Raw genomic sequence first — 16,067 nt, 5'->3', positions numbered from 1 at the left:
GTTTACGGACTTAGTGATTTTGGGAGTTGCGATTTTGCAGTGCCCGAACGTGGTTCGAGTGGCAGTAATTTCTACTCTTTCGCCAGCGAGACCCGATTCATGCCTAAATCGATTGGCATCCCGTGTGCTCCTGGGATGCACATGGATAAGGACGAACTCCAGGAGCGCAGCCTCAGGTTTGCCGTAGCGATCACGAGCTTCACGCAGGTGATGCGCGATGCTCCAGCTCACCGTGGCTCTGCGGATCAGTTGTCCCGATGCGCCACTTCGGTCGGCGCCAATTACCGAGCTGCCTGCCGCGCTCGGTCGCGGGCCGAGTTTGTTTCCAAGCTTGGACTCGTCGTTGAGGAGATCGATGAAGCCGTCTACTGGCTCGAGCTCATAACCCGTGGCGGGCTGACGGTGCCAGCGACTCTAGAAGGTCTGCTCGACGAGGCGCAGCAACTGCGGGCGATCTTCGCCGCATCGTACGGCACGGCGCGGAGGAACTACCTGCTGGCCCAGAAGCATCGCCGCGCTAAGTCACAAGATCGCTGAATCGGTAAATCGGCAAATCGGTAAATCGCTAAATCGCTAAATCAGTGAGCAAATTCACCAAATCACCAAATCACCAAGTCGCCAGATCAGCAACCCTGCAGCCCCCAATTCCGTCCAACCCCGCATGGACAACCTCCTGCAGGACGCAGGGCGGCAAGGGCTCGGCGTTGGGCGTGCGCGGCGGCTGGGCGCGCAAGGCGTTCGTGGTCACCGAGATCGCGCTGGCGGTGGCACTCGTGATGGGCGCCGGCTTGCTGGGTCGCAGCCTGATCGCCCTCGCCAGCGTGGACATGGGCTTCGAGCGCGACCGCCTGGTGGTGTTGCGCACCACGGTGCCGGTGGCGGGGCGCCCGGACTTCCCGCGCGCCATTGCCGCGTACCGCACGCTGCTTTCGGAACTGCGCGCCCTGCCCGGTGTGACCTCGGTGAGCGCGGTGACGTCGCTGCCCACGGTGGTCCGCTCGAACGGCGGTTACTGGATCGAAGGCGGGCCCGGTCCGGAAGTACTAGGCATGAAGTCACCACAAGCCGTGTTCAACGTGATCGCGCCGGACTACTTCCAGACCCTGAAGGTGCCGCTGGCGCGCGGCCGCGACTTCAACGACGGCGACCGGCTCGACGCGCCGTGGGTGGCGGTGGTCAACGAGCAGCTGGCGAAGGACGCGTTTCCGGGTGTCGATCCGATCGGCCGCACCATTCGCTGCGGTCTCGACAGCCTTGAGCCCATGACCATCGTCGGGATCGTCCATGACATCAGGACACGAGGTCCGGGCCGGCCCGTGCAGGCGGAGATCTTCATGCCCTACGAGCAACACCAGGGGCCCGCGACGTCACTGAACATCGTGATGCGCGCGGACGCCGCCGATCCCCTGGCGCTCGGCGCCACGGCGGCGCGTCACATCCGTGAGCGCAACCCCGATGTCCCCGTGCGGGTGGAGACGATGGCGACCACCATGGAGAGCGCCACGGCGACGCCGCGCTTCCGCACCGTGTTGCTGGTGACGTTTGCGGTGGTGGCGTTGGTGCTGGCGATTGCCGGCGTCTACGGTGTCATGGCCTACACCGTGAACCAGCGCGTGCCCGAGATCGGGCTGCGCGTGGCGCTTGGCGCCTCGCCGGGCGATGTGATGTCGCTGGTCCTCAGGGACGGCGCGCTGCTGGTGGTGCTGGGCCTGGCCGCCGGCGCCGCGCTGTCGTACGCCGGCGCGCGGTTCATCAGCGGCATGCTGTTCGGGGTGTCGGCGCGAGATCCGCTGGTGTTCGTGGGGGTGTCGTTGCTGGTCGCGTTGGCGGCGTTCGGCGCGTGTCTGATCCCCGGCCGGCGAGCATTGCGAGTTGATCCACTAATTGCACTGCGCGCGGAATAACTACCACGAAGCACACGAAGAACACCACGAAGCACGCGAAGTAATACTCTTGAAGAAGTGCCTCGTGTCCTTCGTGGTCGCCTTCGTGTCCTTCGTGGTTGGGTTTTAACAGGCGGTTTGGGTTCTTTCGACGCTCAGATCGAACATCGGTCGCAAGCGCGTTCCGACGATGTTGCCCGCGAATGCTGCGACCAGCCAGAGCCATCCGTGCAGGCTGCCTGACGCGATGCCGCTGAAGTAGGCGCCGATGTTGCACCCGTAGGCGATCCGTGCGCCGTAGCCGAGCAGGATGCCGCCGGCCACCGCCGCCACGAGCGACCGGTTCGACACCTTCCACACCGGCGCGAACTTGCCGGCCAGAATCGCGGCCGCCAGCGCGCCGAGGATGATGCCGAAGTTCATCACCGACGTCACGTCCATCAGCACGCTCGACCGCAGCGCCGTCGCCTGCGCCGGCGCCGCCCAGTAGGTCCACGTCGCGACGTCGATGCCGAGCGCGGCGAACAGCTTGGCGCCCCACAGGGCGAAGGCCGACGTGACGCCCCACGGCCGGCCGGCAATCGTGAGCGTGGCGACGTTGACCAGGGCGAGGCCGACGGCGCCGGCGACGAGCGGCCACGGACCGGTCAGCCAGCGGGGTCCGATCGCCGCGGGTGTCAGGTCCGCGACGTCGCCGTGGCGCCGCTGCTCGGCGACGCGCGTGAACCAGGTAATGCCGCCGAACAGCGCCAGGCATACCGCCAAGCCTAGCCACGGGCCCCAGAGCGTGACCACCGAGGTCGGGGCGAAGGCGGGCTGGCCGTTCCACCACGGCGTGTGCGCCGTGCCGATCACCGAACCGATCACGAAGAAGAACAGCGTGACGAGCATGCGCGTGCTGCCGCCACCGACGCTGAACAGGGTACCGGAAGCGCAGCCGCCGCCCAGTTGCATGCCGATGCCGAAGATGAACGCCCCGGCGGCCACCCCGATGCCGACTGGCGAGATCGAGCCGCGCACCGGCTGCCCCCACACCGTGCCGGCGGCAAGCAACGGAAAAAACACGGCGCAGGTGACGGCGAGCATCAGCATCTGCGCGCGCAAGCCGGCGCCGCGGCGATCGGAAATGAACACCCGCCACGACGAGGTGAAGCCGAAGGCGGCGTGGTACAACACCACGCCGGCGGCCGAACCCACAAGGAACAGCGCGGCCTGCCGCCAACTGATGGCGGCGTAAAGGTACCAAGCCGCCAGCGCGATGACTGCGGCCGTGATCGCCGCCGGCCCCGGCACGAGCGAACGCGATTCAATCGCAATCGGAGCGGCGGGGTTCATCGTTTGAGCCATGGCGTTCGGTAGTTAACACGAAGATCACAAAGAACACGAAAAACATTTGGTTATGTCTTCGTGTCCTTCGTGCGCTTCGTGTTTGTCCCTAGAAGGTTACCCCAGCGCTGACGCCGAAGGTGCGGGGACGGCCATTTTCACCAATGAAACCCGACGGCGCAAAGCCCTGGTAGGGGATGGCGATGGGCACGTACATCGTGTTGAACGCGTTGCGAAGCCACGCTTCGGCGAACAGCCACTTGCCGCGCCCGCCGACGCGCAAATTGGCCAGGGTGTAGGCCTCTTGCCGCGCGGTGTTGGCCTCGTCGTACTCGAATGCGCCGGTCAGCACGACTTCGGCGCGGCCATAAAGTGAGACCGCCGAATTCAGGGCGCGCGAGAGCTGAGTGCCGATCAACCCGGTATAAGCCGGGGTGAAGGGCAGCTTGTTGCCTCCGACGTTGACGCCGGCGGCCATGGTGCCGTCCCGGAAGTACGCGCTCGTGAAGCCAAACGCCGTGAACACGTCCACCGACGGGTGAGGACGCGCGGTCAGGTCGAGCTCGAGGCCGCGGCTGTGGGCGCGGCCGACGTTGGCAATGTAGAACTGGCCCGGCACAAACGGGTTGGGCACGTTCAGTTGCATGTCGTCCCACTTGATCTGGAAGACCGCGGCGCTGGCCGACGCCTTGCCGCCGGCGAAGGTCGACTTGACCCCGCTTTCGACGTGCCAGGCCTGTTCCTCGCCGAAGGCTTCGCTGCCGGGCAGCGCGGCCGGGTTGAAGCCGCCGGCCTTGAAGCCGCGGCTGGCCGAGGCATAGAGCGACACATCGGCGGCCGGCCGGTAAGCGAACGCGAACTGCGGCGACACATCCGAGAAGCTGTCCTCGGCGGTCACCAGGTTCGCCGGCGCGATCGCCGGCGTGAAGAAGGTGTTGAGGACGGCTTCGCTCTGCTCGTGGTCGAAGCGCAGGCCGACGATCACGTCGGCCTGCTCCTTGAGGGTGACCGTGGCGTGGCCGAACAGGCCAATGCCTGAGCTGTCGATGGCCGACTCGGGCGAGGTCATTGCCACCGCGAACGGAATCATCGGCGACAGCACGAACGGCGAGAGCGAGTTGACCGCCAGTTGTTCGTAGTTCTGGCTGAAATACTCGAGGCCGCCCTGCCACTTCAGCGTCACCGTCTCCGACAGCCGCAGCGGGGCGTTCTCCGGCGAGGCGATGCGCACCTCCTGTGTGAACTGGAAGTCCTGCTCGGCGTTGCTGCGGGTGGCGAGCGGCAGCGGCGTGTAGTCGAGGTCGGTCTCGTCTTCGGTATTCCACTTCACGAAACCGGTCGTCGCCTCGATCGACAGGTTGAGCCCGGTGCCGCGCAGGCGCACCGTCGTGGCGTTGATGTCGCGATTGGTGAAGCCCTCGAAGTCGCGCCTGACCTCGAACGGGTTGGCGCGAATGGCGTTCAGGTCGCCGAGGGCATAGTCGCCGTCGCGGTTGCGTTCGTGCGAGTAGATGACGCGGGCCTGCCAGTTGGCGTTCGGCGTCAGCATCAGTTGCGCCTTGGCGAACGTGCCATCGCGATAGTCGAGGTCGTTGCCGGTCAACTGATTCACCGTGTAGCCGTCGCGCTGTTGCTTGCCCACGCCGAAGCTCATGGCCGCCTTGTCGCCGAGCGGGCCCGACACGCTGCCGCGCACTTCCCTGGCGCCGTAGTCGCCAAACGGCGCCACCACCGACCCGGTCCACGCCGCCGTGGACGGCCGCGCGCTCGTCACGTTGACAATGCCGCCAAGCGTGTTGCGGCCGAACAACGGGCTCTGCGGTCCGCGCACGAATTCAATCTGATCGACGTCCAGCAACTCGATGTTCGACGAGTTGCTGTTCAACTGCGGCACGCCGTCGAAGTAGGTGGTGATCGCAGGATTGCCGGGGCTCGAACCAATGCCGCGGAACCGCGCGTTGCTCACCTTGCGGGCGGTGAACTCGGTAAAGACCGTGTTCGGCGCAAAGATCGCCGCGTCGGTGACGACCCGCAGGCCGGCGTTGGCAATGGTTGCGGCGGTCACCGCAGTGATGCTCGCCGGGACCGCCTTCACGTCTTCGGCCTCTTTCTGGGCGGTGACGATCACGGTCGGCAGGGTGGTGCTGGGCACCTGGGGTGCCTGCGCGAACGACAGGGTAGGTGCGGTTAAGCCAATCAAGACAGCAAAACGAAGTCTGAGCATCTCATTATTATGCACGGGCCTCGCGACGGGCGTTTCGGCCAGGGCTTCCTTTCGTCACTGAATACCGCGAAACCAGCCCCAATGTTTCGTCGCGATCGGTCCCGCTCAGGCCAGACCAGTGCACCGAGCTCGGCTCGCAGACTCTAACTGATTGACTGCTAAGGAGATCATCTCTGTCACCGGTTCGTTGTAGGCTAGCTGGAATGTTGTGGTGGATCATGGCGGCCGGCGCGTTGGGCACCGGCGCGCGTTACCTGGTCGGCGTGTGGATCCTCGAACGGTTCGGCGCCGGATTTCCGTACGCGACGATGGCGGTCAACCTCATCGGGTGTTTCCTGCTGGGCATCGTCACCCATCTCTCGGCCGTGCCAGTCGGCAATCCCGAACTGCGCGCGGCCGTGGCCATTGGGCTGCTCGGCGGCTTCACCACATACTCCAGCTTCAACCAGGAAACGCTGGCGATGCTGTCGCACGGCGCCGCGGGTGCCGCCGCGCTGAACGTGGCCGTGACGCTCGCCGGAGGACTGGTGGCCGGGTGGCTCGGTCTCGTCTTCGCGCGCCAACTTGTGGCATAGTCCCGCGCATGCGCATCCTGTTCGTCGTGCTCGCGGTGGCCGGGCTGGCGGCCGTGCCGGCGCCCCCAGTTCCCGTGCTCGCGCAAGCGGCCCCGGCCGCGTCCGATTCCTGGCGTCAATGGGGCGGGCCGACGCGCGACTTCATGGTGTCGTCCACCGGCCTGGCCGAGAAGTGGCCTGAGACGGGCCCGCCCGTGATCTGGAGCCGGCCGCTCGGCCCTGGGCACTCCGCGATTCTCGCGGACGAGGGTCGGCTGTACACGATGTACCGCGCCGGCAATGGACGCGCGAAGCAGGGACCCTGGGACGCCGAAGAGACCGTGGTCGCCATGGATGCCGCGTCGGGCAAGACGCTGTGGGAGCACAAGTACCCATCGCGCCGTGAAGACTTCAGCTTTGGCGCCGGGCCGCACTCGACGCCGCTGATCGTCGGCGACCGGTTGTTCACGATCGGCACCAACAAGCAGTTGTTCGCGTTCGACAAGACGAGCGGCAAGATTCTCTGGTCGCACGACCTGGTCAAGGAGTTCAACTCGCCCGAGTTGCTGATTCGTCCGGTGGTCAAGACCGGCTACGGCTGCAGCCCGATCGCGTATCGCGACACCATCATCTGCAGCGTCGGCGGTCCCGGACAATCGGTCATGGCCTTCCGTCAGCGCGATGGCGCGGTGGTGTGGAAGAGCGGCGACTTCCTGACGTCGGAGGTGCCGCCGATCCTGATCGACATGGGCGGCCGCCAGCAGCTGGTGATCGTCGGCGGCGGCACCGTCAACGGCCTCGACCCGGCCACTGGCCGGATCCTGTGGTCGCATCCCCATGATCCCGGCAACGACCTCAACTGCGGCATGCCGCTGTTCGGGCCCGACAACATCCTGTTTGTCTCGTCGGCCTACCGGGCGGGCAGCCGGGCCATCCAGCTGAAGCAGCAAGGCGCGGCGACCCACGCCGATGAACTCTGGTTCACCAATCGCGTGCGCTTCATGTTCCTGAACTCCATCCGGGTGGGCGATCACGTCTATGGCACGACCGGCGACTTTGGCCCGGCGTTCCTGACCGCCCTCAACATCAAGACCGGGCAGTCCGCCTGGCAGCACCGCGGCTTCGGCCGCGCGAGCCTGGTTTACGCCGACGGCAAGGCGATCATCATGGACGAAGATGGCGACCTCGCGCTGGCCAGGCTGGCGCCTGAGGGCGTGACCATTCTCGCGGAGGCCAAGAAGGTGTTCGACACCACCTCGTGGACCGTGCCCACCCTGGTCGGCAGGACCCTGTACGCCCGCGACCGCGAGAAGATCGTCGCGCTCAACCTGGGGGCGCAGTAATGGTGTTCGGGGATCGGGGATCAGGGATCGGGGATCGGGGATCAGGGATCAGGGATCAGGGATCGGGGATCAGGGGGCTGGGCTGCCTCGTACTAGCATTGCTCGCCTCGGCGACGCTGACCGCGCAGGCGCCGGACTTATCGGGAACGTGGGTGTTGGACAAGGCGAAGAGCCAGGTGGTGGCCACCGCCGGCTTCACCGGGTTGATCTCGGCGGGCGCGCCGGCAACGCTGCACATCACCCAGCCCGCCAACGGGAGCGTCGTCGTCGAAAGCCAGGTCAACGAGCAGCACGTCCGGATCTACAAGCCGGGCGGACAAACTTCGACGCCCGCTGGTCAGGGTGGCGCGGTGACCATGACTACAAGGTGGGATGGCCGCACGCTCGTGAGCGAAGGCGCCATGAAGGCACCCAACGGCGACACGACCACGGTCAAGGAAGTCATGTCGCTCAGCGCGGATGGCAAGGTGCTGATGGTGCAGATCACCACCACGGCCGCCGCGACGGCGACGAGTGCGCTGATCTACACGAAGGTCACCGGCGTCGGACCGTGCGAGACCTGGCCCACGCCGTGCAAACGAGCGCCCTGATCCGGACATGATCAAGCGGCGCCATTGAACCGCAGGCGGCCGTTCTACTTGCCGAACACCTCCACGGTGCGGTCGGCGCGCGTGGTCAGGCCGTGCATGTTCTCGGCCCGAATGGCGATCACATTGATCCGGTTGTTGGCCAGCGTCAGCGGCAGGCGAATCGTCACGCGCTGTCCATCGCCGCCGACCTCGCCCGCCACGGCGGCCCTGGCGATGCGGCCGTCGCGATAGCGGACCGGCCGCTCGTTCTGCAGCACGACTTCCTCGATGTCGCGGCCGTTCAACTCGATCACCGCCTTGCGGAGGCCTTCGGCATCTGACACCTCGGCCTCCAGCCAATAGACGCGATCGACAGTGCGACCGCCCTCCTTCGACGTAATCACCACCACCGGCGCCCTGAATTGGGGCGGCGCGATGGTGGTGGCCTCCTGCGATCGCGCGCGTGTCGAGCGCGCCGCCTCGGGAGCGGTCTTGGCCGGATCAATGGCCAGATAGAACTGCCCTCGGTAGACGGTTCCGCCGGTGTCTCTCGCCTCAAACGTCAAGAGCGATTCGCCCTCAGGTCTAATCGCGTAGTCAGGACTGAGTGAGACGCCCAGCTTGATGATCACCCGGACCCCGGCCGGCACCGGGTTGATCGCCACGAAGGGCGTCATTGGCATGTTGTTCAGCGTCACCCGCACCGTTGACGTCTGCACCGGTGCCAGGGTGTCGGCCAGCATGATCTCGAGTGAGTCGTATCCCGAGGCCGGCAGCACGATGCTGCCGAAGTTGGCAAAGGCTGCCGCCGGAAAGGCAGGCACGCGCAGCGTAACCTTCGGCTCCGCTGTCGCGGTCGCGGTCGTGGCCGCAAACAGCAGGATGGCCAGCGGCAGCGTCACCCAGCGGACTCGCCAGGAGACACTCATTGTCCGTCTCCGCCAGGCTTGAACGGGGGCTTCTTTACATCCGGCTTCTTGGTCTCGGGTTTGGCAGTCGGCTTCGGCGTGGGCCCCTTCAGGAGCCCCTTCGCTAGCCCCGCATCATCCTCGGTTTTCATTGGCGGCGTCGGAGCGGCACTCGTGGGATAAAGGGCCCGCACGATGGTCGGGTCCACCGCCGGGGCCGTCCAGTTGCCGTCGCCGAAGGTGAGCAGGTAATCGTAAGTCGTCAACAGGTCATTCGGATGCACGTGATACCGATCGACGTAGCCGACGACGTATTTCTTGAGGCTCTCGATGGCGGCGGCCGTTGCTCCCAGGCGCGCGTGCATCAGGCCCAGGTCGAAGTGAAGGTACGGGTACAGGTTGCGCTGGTCGAGTTGGACGGCACGCTGGAAGAAGTCGAGGGCCCTGGCCCGATCCTCGTCCGTTCGGCCGACCCGCTTGTAGGCTCGCCCGAGCGCCCACTGTGTCCGCGGGTCCGACGCCCGGAAGTCGGCGATGCGTTCGAGGTGCTCCTTCGCGACGCCATATTGATCATAGGAGTCCATCAGCTTGATGGCTACTTCGCGGATCATTCGCGAGGCGAACAGGTGCATCTGGCCGGTGCCGGTGGTCAGGTTGCCGGCGGTCCGCAGTTCGTTGTACCGCGCGCCGAGGTTGCCGGAGAGCAACTGATCGATATAGGCAATGCGGTCCTTGTTGCGCGAGTGCTTGCCGTAGAGCGCATTGGCGAAGCGGCCCTGATCGCCGTAGGTGTTGGTCAGCTTGGTGAAGAGCGCGATTCCTTCCCGCGCGTCGTAGCGGCGGTCCAGAGCCAGCGTCGCGCCGAGCGCGTCGGCTTCATCTTCCTGGCGCTTGTTGTAGTTGTTCATCCGCAGCTTGGCCACCACCAGCCCGGACACGGCGCCGATGACGGCTCCGTCCGCCGCGCCCCTCTTGCCGCCAAACAGGCCGCCCAGTACCGCGCCTGCTGCTGCGCCGAGCACCGACGTCACCAACTGCTCCCTCTTTTGCGCGCGCACGCTCTCGACGTAGTGCCGCTCGATCACGTGCGCGATCTCGTGCCCGAGGATCACGGCCAGCTGCGCCTCGTTCTCAACGAACATCAACAGGCCGCTGTTGACGTAGATTCGCCCGTCGGGCAGCGCGAAGGCGTTGGGCTCAGGATTGTCGAGCACACGGAATGAAAACAGCGTCCCCGCCGGCGTCTCCTTGGGAACCAGGCTCTGGCCCATCTCATTGACGTAGTCCTGGAGGAACGGGTCGTCGTAACGGTCTTGCAGGAGGCTGGCGCCGAGCTCTTCAAGCTCGTCGGCCACCTCCCGCATCGTCTCCGCGTAATCCTTGCTTTGCTCCGCGGCCTGCTTGGCGGCGCGGTCGGCATTGCGCTTGCGCTCGCGTTCCGCCCGATCGTCCTGGGCCTGCGTCGCGCCCGAGGACGATAACGCCGCTACTTCGGTGGGGACGAGCAGGGCCACGACGATCAATCCGCAAAGAAATTTCCTGGGACGCATTCTGATCCTCCTCATTCCGGGGTCGCCGCAAGCTGCAGGGGCTCTGCGAGCCTGAAGATCAACGGGTTGGTCAAGATAATGTCGCCCGGGCGCGGTGCCAAGGGCTGGGCCGCGATGGATGCGCCAATGGCGCCGCCGGTCGCGGCGCCGCGGCTGCCGCCGGTCACGCCGCCGATGAGGGCGCCGGTGGCAGCGCCGAGAATCAGGGTTGTCAAGGAGGGGTCATGGTTGCTGTCGGTTGGACTGACAACCTCGTACCGCGCGGTGCGAATCTTCATCGGCGCGCCGGCCAGCAGCAACTCGGAAAGCGACAGCCGGATCGACGGCGGACGACCGGTGCCGCCGGTGCGCACCTCGTCAACGATTCCTCGCAGCCCGGTGCCCGCCGGGGCGATCACCTCATTGTTGAAGAGGAGGGGCTCCGCCAGCCGTCCCTCGAACTCGTGGCCGGGTTGGCTGCGATCGGTCCGCAACTCGGTCAGCAGGCTGACGTGCACGCGCGTGCCGATCGGGACGGCGCGCCGCACCGGTTCATCCGCCTCTTCCTCGACTACTATTGGCGCCGGCGAGCTTGCGGCCGAGTCCCTTCCGGGCGGAAACCGACCTGCGCCGCCCCGCGTCGGGCGGCCCCGACCAGCCGCGAGCGCGTCACTGCCGGACGACGTCTTGATGGGCTCGTTTCCGGAGGTCGTGCGTGGCTCAGGTTGGTTCGCTGCCGTGTCCGACGCGTCCGGTGGGCGATTCGTGTCGGAGGCCGACTCTGGATTAGTCGCGAACGCCGGCGGAGAGGCGGTGTTCCTCGGACATGCGAGAAGCAGCGCGACGAGCGTGGCCGTGCCCGCGAGCGCGGCGATCACATGCTTGCGCGGCCGTGTCCCCGGCTCGGCGACCGGCGGATCCAGACGTAGCGTCAAGTCCGGTGCTCCCTCAACCGGCGACGCTCCAAGCTCCTCGAGCACGCGCGCCAGGTCGTCGGCAAAGTCCACCGCCCGCTGATACCGCTCCTCGGGATTGCGCGCGAGCCCGCGTTGCAGGCAGCGATCCAATCGTGGTGGGCACTCCGTCCAGACCGCGGCCAGCGACGGCGCCTCGCTGTTGGTCACCCTGGCGACGAGTGAGGCGAGGTCGCCGGCCTCGTGAGGCCGCGATCCGCAGGACCACTCGTAAAGGCTGGCCGCAACGCCGTAGATATCGGTGCGCGCGTCGATCGGCCCACCAGAGAAGGCTTCGGGCGCGAGGTACGCCGGCGTGCCCACGATCTTTGACGTGGAGGTGAGTGTGGAGTCGTAGAGCCGTGCAATGCCGAAGTCGGCCAGCTTTGCCGAGCCACCGGCCGTGATGAGAATGTTTCCGGGCTTGACGTCGCGATGGACGACGCCCGCAGAGTGGGCGCAAGCCAGGGCGTCACAGACCTGGATGATCATCCGCAGCTTCTGCGCCGTGGTCGACGCCGCGCGGGTCTTGATTAGGCCCGCGAGGCTGCTGCCCTCGACCAACTCCATGACGATGAACGGATCATCACCGGCCATGCTGACATCGAACACGCCGACGATATGAGGGTGAGGCAGCTTGGCCAGGACCTGCGCCTCTCGACGGAACCGCTCGAGGAGGTCCTCACTCAGTGCCCGGGCTTGAATAACCTTGATGGCGACGGCGCGGGCCAAAGCCGGATCCCACGCGCGATAGACGGTGCCCATGGCACCTTCGCCCAGCACCTCGCGCAGTTCGTAACGGCCGCAGCGCTCGAAATTTATGGACATGACAGCCCGTCCGGGCACGGCCGGCTGACGAGGTTTTGTGTCGCGCAGAGCCTAACACTGAGGGGAGTAGCTGATCAATGAAGCTTGTAGATGGAGTGCTATGATGTGCACGCAAAGGCTCAGCTTTATGAATATTCCGCCCGATTCCCTGGCCTTGACGGCCGGTCGCCGAGCGGCGACGCGGGAGTAGTTGCCGACGGTAACCCTAGTCGTGCGGCTTCTCGACCGCTACCAGTTCTGGTTCGCGCGCCACCGGCGGTAGGTCCTCGGCCTGGTCGAGGGTCGGCCGCCGTTCGGGTCCGAAGGGCGGCAACGAGACGGGCTTTCCAACCCGCGCCGACTCGCACAGCGCATCCACCACCCGCACGTCCCAGCAGCCTTCTTCGGCCGAGGGCTCCGGGTTCTTGCCGTTCAGCACACAGTCAGAAAAGTAGACCAGCTCCGCCGCGAACTGATCGCGCCGCCGGCCTTTCTTTCGCGTCACCTGGTCGCCCACCGTGAGCGTGTAGCCGAGCGCTTCAGTGTGTTGGTACGCGGGCTCCGCGTGGATGTTGCCTTCGGTGCCGACCACTCGCAAGTCCGACACGCCGTTAGCCGCGAAGCTCGTCGTGAACGTCGCGAGCCGGTCGCCGTCAAAACGCATGACACCTGAGGTCATCTCGTCAATCTCAGGCATGTCCGCGCGGGCGCCGTCGACAGAGTAGGCAAACACTTCAGTTGGCTCGGCGCGGAACAGCAGCCGGGCCGCATTGATGCAGTACACCCCGAGGTCAAAGAGCGTCCCGCCGCCCAGTTCCCGCTTGGTGCGGATGCCGCCCGGCTTGGCATGCATCGAGAAGGATGAGTTGAAGAAGCGAGGTTCCCCGATCTTCCCGCTGCGGACCATCTCCACGATCTCGAGAAACAGCGGCTCGAAGTGCAGCCGGTAGGCGGTCATGAGCCGCACGTCGGCGGCGGCCGCCGCCTCGATCATCCGCGAGCATTCCGCCTCGGTGACGGCCAGCGGTTTCTCGCACAGCACGTGGACGCCGGCCTTGGCGGCGCGCACGGCGAAGTCGGCATGCTCCGAGTTAGGGGTGCAGATGTACACCGCATCCACCTCTTTCAGGCATCGCTCGTAGTTGTCGTAGCTCGCGCGCACCGGTACGCGGTAGCGATCTCCCAGGGTGTTGAGCTTCTCTACGCTGCCGCTGACGAGGGCGTGAAGGCTGGAGTTACGCTTGGCGTGCGCGAATGCTGGCAATACAGCAGCTTGCGCGATGTGCCCGAGCCCGACGACGGCATAGCGAACTTTCGACTGAGCCATTTGAAGCGTTTCTCCCAACAGGAGACGCTGCAAGCCACGTACCAAGCGCGCGGTTGCTGATGAGCTGTCGCGGTTCAGGCAAATATCGGCATGGTCTTGCCAGGCTGGCCGCTTGCGATCAGCGCCTGCCAGTCGAGCATCACCTGCACCGCCCGTTCGTCCAACTCGACGGTGTAGCGATTGACGTAGAGCTCGATATGCCGCTGCACCACGTCGGGCGCCATTTCCTGCGCGTGCGCGGCCACGTAGGCGCGGCTCGCGTGTGGATGCGCGAAGGCGTACTCGACGCTCGCCCGAAGCGCGGCATCGATGGCGGTGCCGATGGGCGCCACCAGGTCTCGACGAATGGCGATCGCGGCCAGCGGCAGCGGCGACTGCATGCGCTCTTCCCACACTGCCCCAAGATCGGCCAGCAGCGTCAGGCCCTTCGCCTCGTACGTGAACCGGCCTTCGTGGATCAGCACGCCGCAGTCGACCTCGCCGCGCAGGATCGCACCTTCAATCTGGTCGAACCGCATCGCGACGGTGTCAAACTGGCCGAGCAATCGCAGCAGCAGCGCGGCCGTCGTCCGCTGGCCGGGGATCGCCACCCGTCCGCCCACCGCCCGCGGCGACCGGCCCACGACGATCGGCCCCACGCCGTAGCCGGCCGCGCCGCCGGCCCGCAGCAGCGCATAGCGATCGCGAATGCGGGAGTAGGCCGCGATCGAGACTTTAGTCACCTCGGCGCCGCCCAGTTCGGCGCGCGCATTGAGCGCCTCGACGTCGTCGAGGTACGGCGTCACCGCCGGTCCCGGCACCAGCCCGTGGACCACGGCGTGGAACGCGAACGTGTCGTTCGGGCACGACGAGAACCCGAAATCAAGGTGGTGCCCGGCCTTGGCCGGAGCTGCTAGCGCCGGGCGATCCACGTGAGCAGTGCCTCCTGGGCCGCCGTGGCGGCCTCCTTGATCCGCCACGCGCCGGTGTCGCGATCGGTGACCATGTTGCTGATGCCGCGCAGTTCGCCGACCGGGATGCCGTGCATGGCGGCAACGTGCGCGACGGCCGCGCCCTCCATGTTCTCGACCGCGCCACCGGTGCGCGCCTCGATCTCGCGCGCCGCCGCAGCGGTGCCGGTGCACGACGACATCGTGACGAATCGCACCCGGGCGGACGCCGGAAACACCTGCATGGGCAGGTCGTTGTAGATCGGCGGCGGGCCGGCGACGATGGGGAAGCCGAGGGCGTGCATGTCGAGAAACCCGGCCGGGCTGGTGGCGCCGAGGTCGCCGTAGCATTCGGTGTCGGCGCACACGACCTCACCGATGGCGAGCCCCGAGCCCGGATAGGCGCCACCGATGCCGCACACGATGATGGCGGATGGTCGCGAGCGCGAGATTGCCAGGGTCACGGCATGGGCGGCGTTCACCGGCCCCACGCCCATCGTCACGATCTCAATGGCCCGGTTGGTGTCGAGGCGCTCGCGCAGCAAAGCGCCTTCGAGTTCCGTCGCAATACAGATCAGCATTTACGGCCGGCGGTCTGACTTGCCCGTCCGCCGGTCTTGCAGGCCGGTGGTTGGATCGATCGCTGAAATCGGCAGGCGGATCGTGAACGTCGCGCCGCGTCCCGGGCCCTCGCTGGTGGCCTGCACCGTTCCCTGGTGAAGCTCGACGAGCTGCCGGACGATCGACAGCCCTAGGCCAAGACCAGTCTGGCGTCCGGTGGTGGCGCCGGCGCCCTGGCGGAAGCGGTCGAAAATGTGTGGCAGGAAGCCGGGGTCGATGCCCTCCCCGGTATCGACGACCTTGATCTGCATGAAGTCTCCCGACCGCTCCAGGAAGACGTCGACGCGCCCACCCTCAGGCGTGAACTTGATTGCGTTTGCCAGCAGGTTCCAGATCACTTGCTGGAGCCTGACGGCGTCGCCGCGGACCGTTTCGACCGCGGCCGGGTCTGCGGTGAGCGAGAGTTGCACGTGCCGGTGCTGCGCTGCCGGTTGCAACGTCTCGAGCGCCGTCTGCGCAACGGCGGCCAGGTCAACGGGCTGCGTCGACATCTGCAGGGTGCCCGCGGCGATGCGCGACACATCCAGCAGGTCGTCGATGATGTGAGCCAAAGCCCAGGCGTTGCGCTCGATGGCCGCGACGCCTTGCCCCACCAGCTCTGGCGACGACGACTTCGCCAGGATCCGCGCCCAGCCGACAATGGCGTTCAGGGGCGTGCGCAGCTCGTGCGAGACGGTGGCCAGAAACTCATCCTTGAGGTGGTTGGCCTCCTCAGCGACCTCGGTCATCGTCTGGGCGCGCAGCGAGCCGACGATCAGGCGCTCGTTGGCTTCGCGCATCTGGACCATGAGCTGCTCCAGCTCGGCCCGCGCTTCAGCGGCCTCTTCCCGCGCCCGCACCGCCTCCTCGCGCACGGTAGATGTGTCCTCGCGCAATCCGGCGGCCTCGTCGCGCACGCCGGCCACATCGTCGCGCAGCGAGGCGGTGTCGTCGCGCTGATCGGCCACATCGTCGCGCAACGAGGCGGTGTCGTCGCGCTGATCGGCAACTTTGTCCCGCGCCGTCGCCGCACCTTCGCGCACGGTGGCGGTCTGCTCGCGCGCGGTGACCGCGTCTTCGCGGGTGGCGTGGGTCGGCTTGTTGGCCTCGGACAT

At 66.5% G+C, this 16,067-nt stretch carries 14 protein-coding genes; 5 read left to right on the top strand and 9 right to left on the bottom strand.

What is annotated here, in order from left to right; translation table 11 throughout:
* Window positions 1-141 precede the first annotated feature (141 nt).
* Window positions 142-537, top strand: a complete 396-nt coding sequence (locus Q8T13_08570; GenBank protein ID MDP3717799.1) for a four helix bundle protein — start codon at window positions 142-144, stop codon at window positions 535-537.
* A gap of 173 nt (window positions 538-710) precedes the next feature.
* On the top strand, window positions 711-1,904 hold the full coding sequence (locus Q8T13_08565; GenBank protein MDP3717798.1) for an ABC transporter permease: 1,194 nt from the start codon (window positions 711-713) through the stop codon (window positions 1,902-1,904).
* Window positions 1,905-2,009: 105 nt separating this feature from the next.
* Here Q8T13_08565 and Q8T13_08560 read toward each other — a convergent pair whose 3' ends face one another.
* Together Q8T13_08560 and Q8T13_08555 are read right to left on the bottom strand one after the other, a co-directional pair.
* Window positions 2,010-3,218 (bottom strand): YeeE/YedE family protein, encoded by a 1,209-nt coding sequence (locus tag Q8T13_08560; protein ID MDP3717797.1) that lies wholly within the window; start codon window positions 3,216-3,218, stop codon window positions 2,010-2,012.
* 100 nt (window positions 3,219-3,318) lie between these two features.
* The gene (locus tag Q8T13_08555; protein ID MDP3717796.1) at window positions 3,319-5,433 is read right to left on the bottom strand and encodes a TonB-dependent receptor; all 2,115 of its coding nucleotides are present in this window, start codon (window positions 5,431-5,433) and stop codon (window positions 3,319-3,321) included.
* 203 nt (window positions 5,434-5,636) lie between these two features.
* Between Q8T13_08555 and crcB the strand changes: the two genes are divergently transcribed.
* The 3 genes from crcB to Q8T13_08540 all read left to right on the top strand — a co-directional run bounded on the left by crcB (window position 5,637) and on the right by Q8T13_08540 (window position 7,920).
* Window positions 5,637-6,008 (top strand): fluoride efflux transporter CrcB, encoded by a 372-nt coding sequence (gene crcB, locus Q8T13_08550; protein MDP3717795.1) that lies wholly within the window; start codon window positions 5,637-5,639, stop codon window positions 6,006-6,008.
* Window positions 6,009-6,016: 8 nt separating this feature from the next.
* Entirely contained in the window at window positions 6,017-7,330 is a 1,314-nt protein-coding gene (locus Q8T13_08545) for a PQQ-like beta-propeller repeat protein (GenBank protein ID MDP3717794.1), read from the top strand.
* A 98-nt stretch (window positions 7,331-7,428) separates the two neighbouring features.
* Window positions 7,429-7,920 (top strand): hypothetical protein, encoded by a 492-nt coding sequence (locus Q8T13_08540; GenBank protein ID MDP3717793.1) that lies wholly within the window; start codon window positions 7,429-7,431, stop codon window positions 7,918-7,920.
* A 44-nt stretch (window positions 7,921-7,964) separates the two neighbouring features.
* Here Q8T13_08540 and Q8T13_08535 read toward each other — a convergent pair whose 3' ends face one another.
* The 7 genes from Q8T13_08535 to Q8T13_08505 form a co-directional block, all read right to left on the bottom strand.
* Complete coding sequence (locus Q8T13_08535) at window positions 7,965-8,828, bottom strand: hypothetical protein (protein ID MDP3717792.1); 864 nt, start codon at window positions 8,826-8,828, stop codon at window positions 7,965-7,967.
* A complete protein-coding gene (locus Q8T13_08530; GenBank protein ID MDP3717791.1) occupies window positions 8,825-10,357 on the bottom strand; it encodes a M48 family metalloprotease in 1,533 nt (510 codons plus the stop codon). Before Q8T13_08530 ends, Q8T13_08535 begins: the two co-directional genes overlap by 4 nt.
* An 11-nt stretch (window positions 10,358-10,368) precedes the next feature.
* Window positions 10,369-12,117, bottom strand: coding sequence for a protein kinase (locus tag Q8T13_08525; protein MDP3717790.1), 1,749 nt, complete (start codon window positions 12,115-12,117; stop codon window positions 10,369-10,371).
* A gap of 205 nt (window positions 12,118-12,322) precedes the next feature.
* Complete coding sequence (locus Q8T13_08520; protein ID MDP3717789.1) at window positions 12,323-13,423, bottom strand: Gfo/Idh/MocA family oxidoreductase; 1,101 nt, start codon at window positions 13,421-13,423, stop codon at window positions 12,323-12,325.
* A gap of 74 nt (window positions 13,424-13,497) precedes the next feature.
* Window positions 13,498-14,334 (bottom strand): MqnA/MqnD/SBP family protein, encoded by an 837-nt coding sequence (locus Q8T13_08515; GenBank protein MDP3717788.1) that lies wholly within the window; start codon window positions 14,332-14,334, stop codon window positions 13,498-13,500.
* Window positions 14,316-14,933, bottom strand: coding sequence for a futalosine hydrolase (mqnB, locus tag Q8T13_08510; protein ID MDP3717787.1), 618 nt, complete (start codon window positions 14,931-14,933; stop codon window positions 14,316-14,318). Before mqnB ends, Q8T13_08515 begins: the two co-directional genes overlap by 19 nt.
* The gene (locus Q8T13_08505) at window positions 14,934-16,067 is read right to left on the bottom strand and encodes a HAMP domain-containing sensor histidine kinase (GenBank protein MDP3717786.1); all 1,134 of its coding nucleotides are present in this window, start codon (window positions 16,065-16,067) and stop codon (window positions 14,934-14,936) included.

This window comes from Acidobacteriota bacterium (assembly GCA_030697165.1).
In the GTDB taxonomy this organism is placed as follows: domain Bacteria; phylum Acidobacteriota; class Vicinamibacteria; order Vicinamibacterales; family UBA2999; genus 12-FULL-67-14b.
Note: the sequence above shows the minus strand (reverse complement) of the source record. Positions and strands in the feature narration are given on the sequence as shown.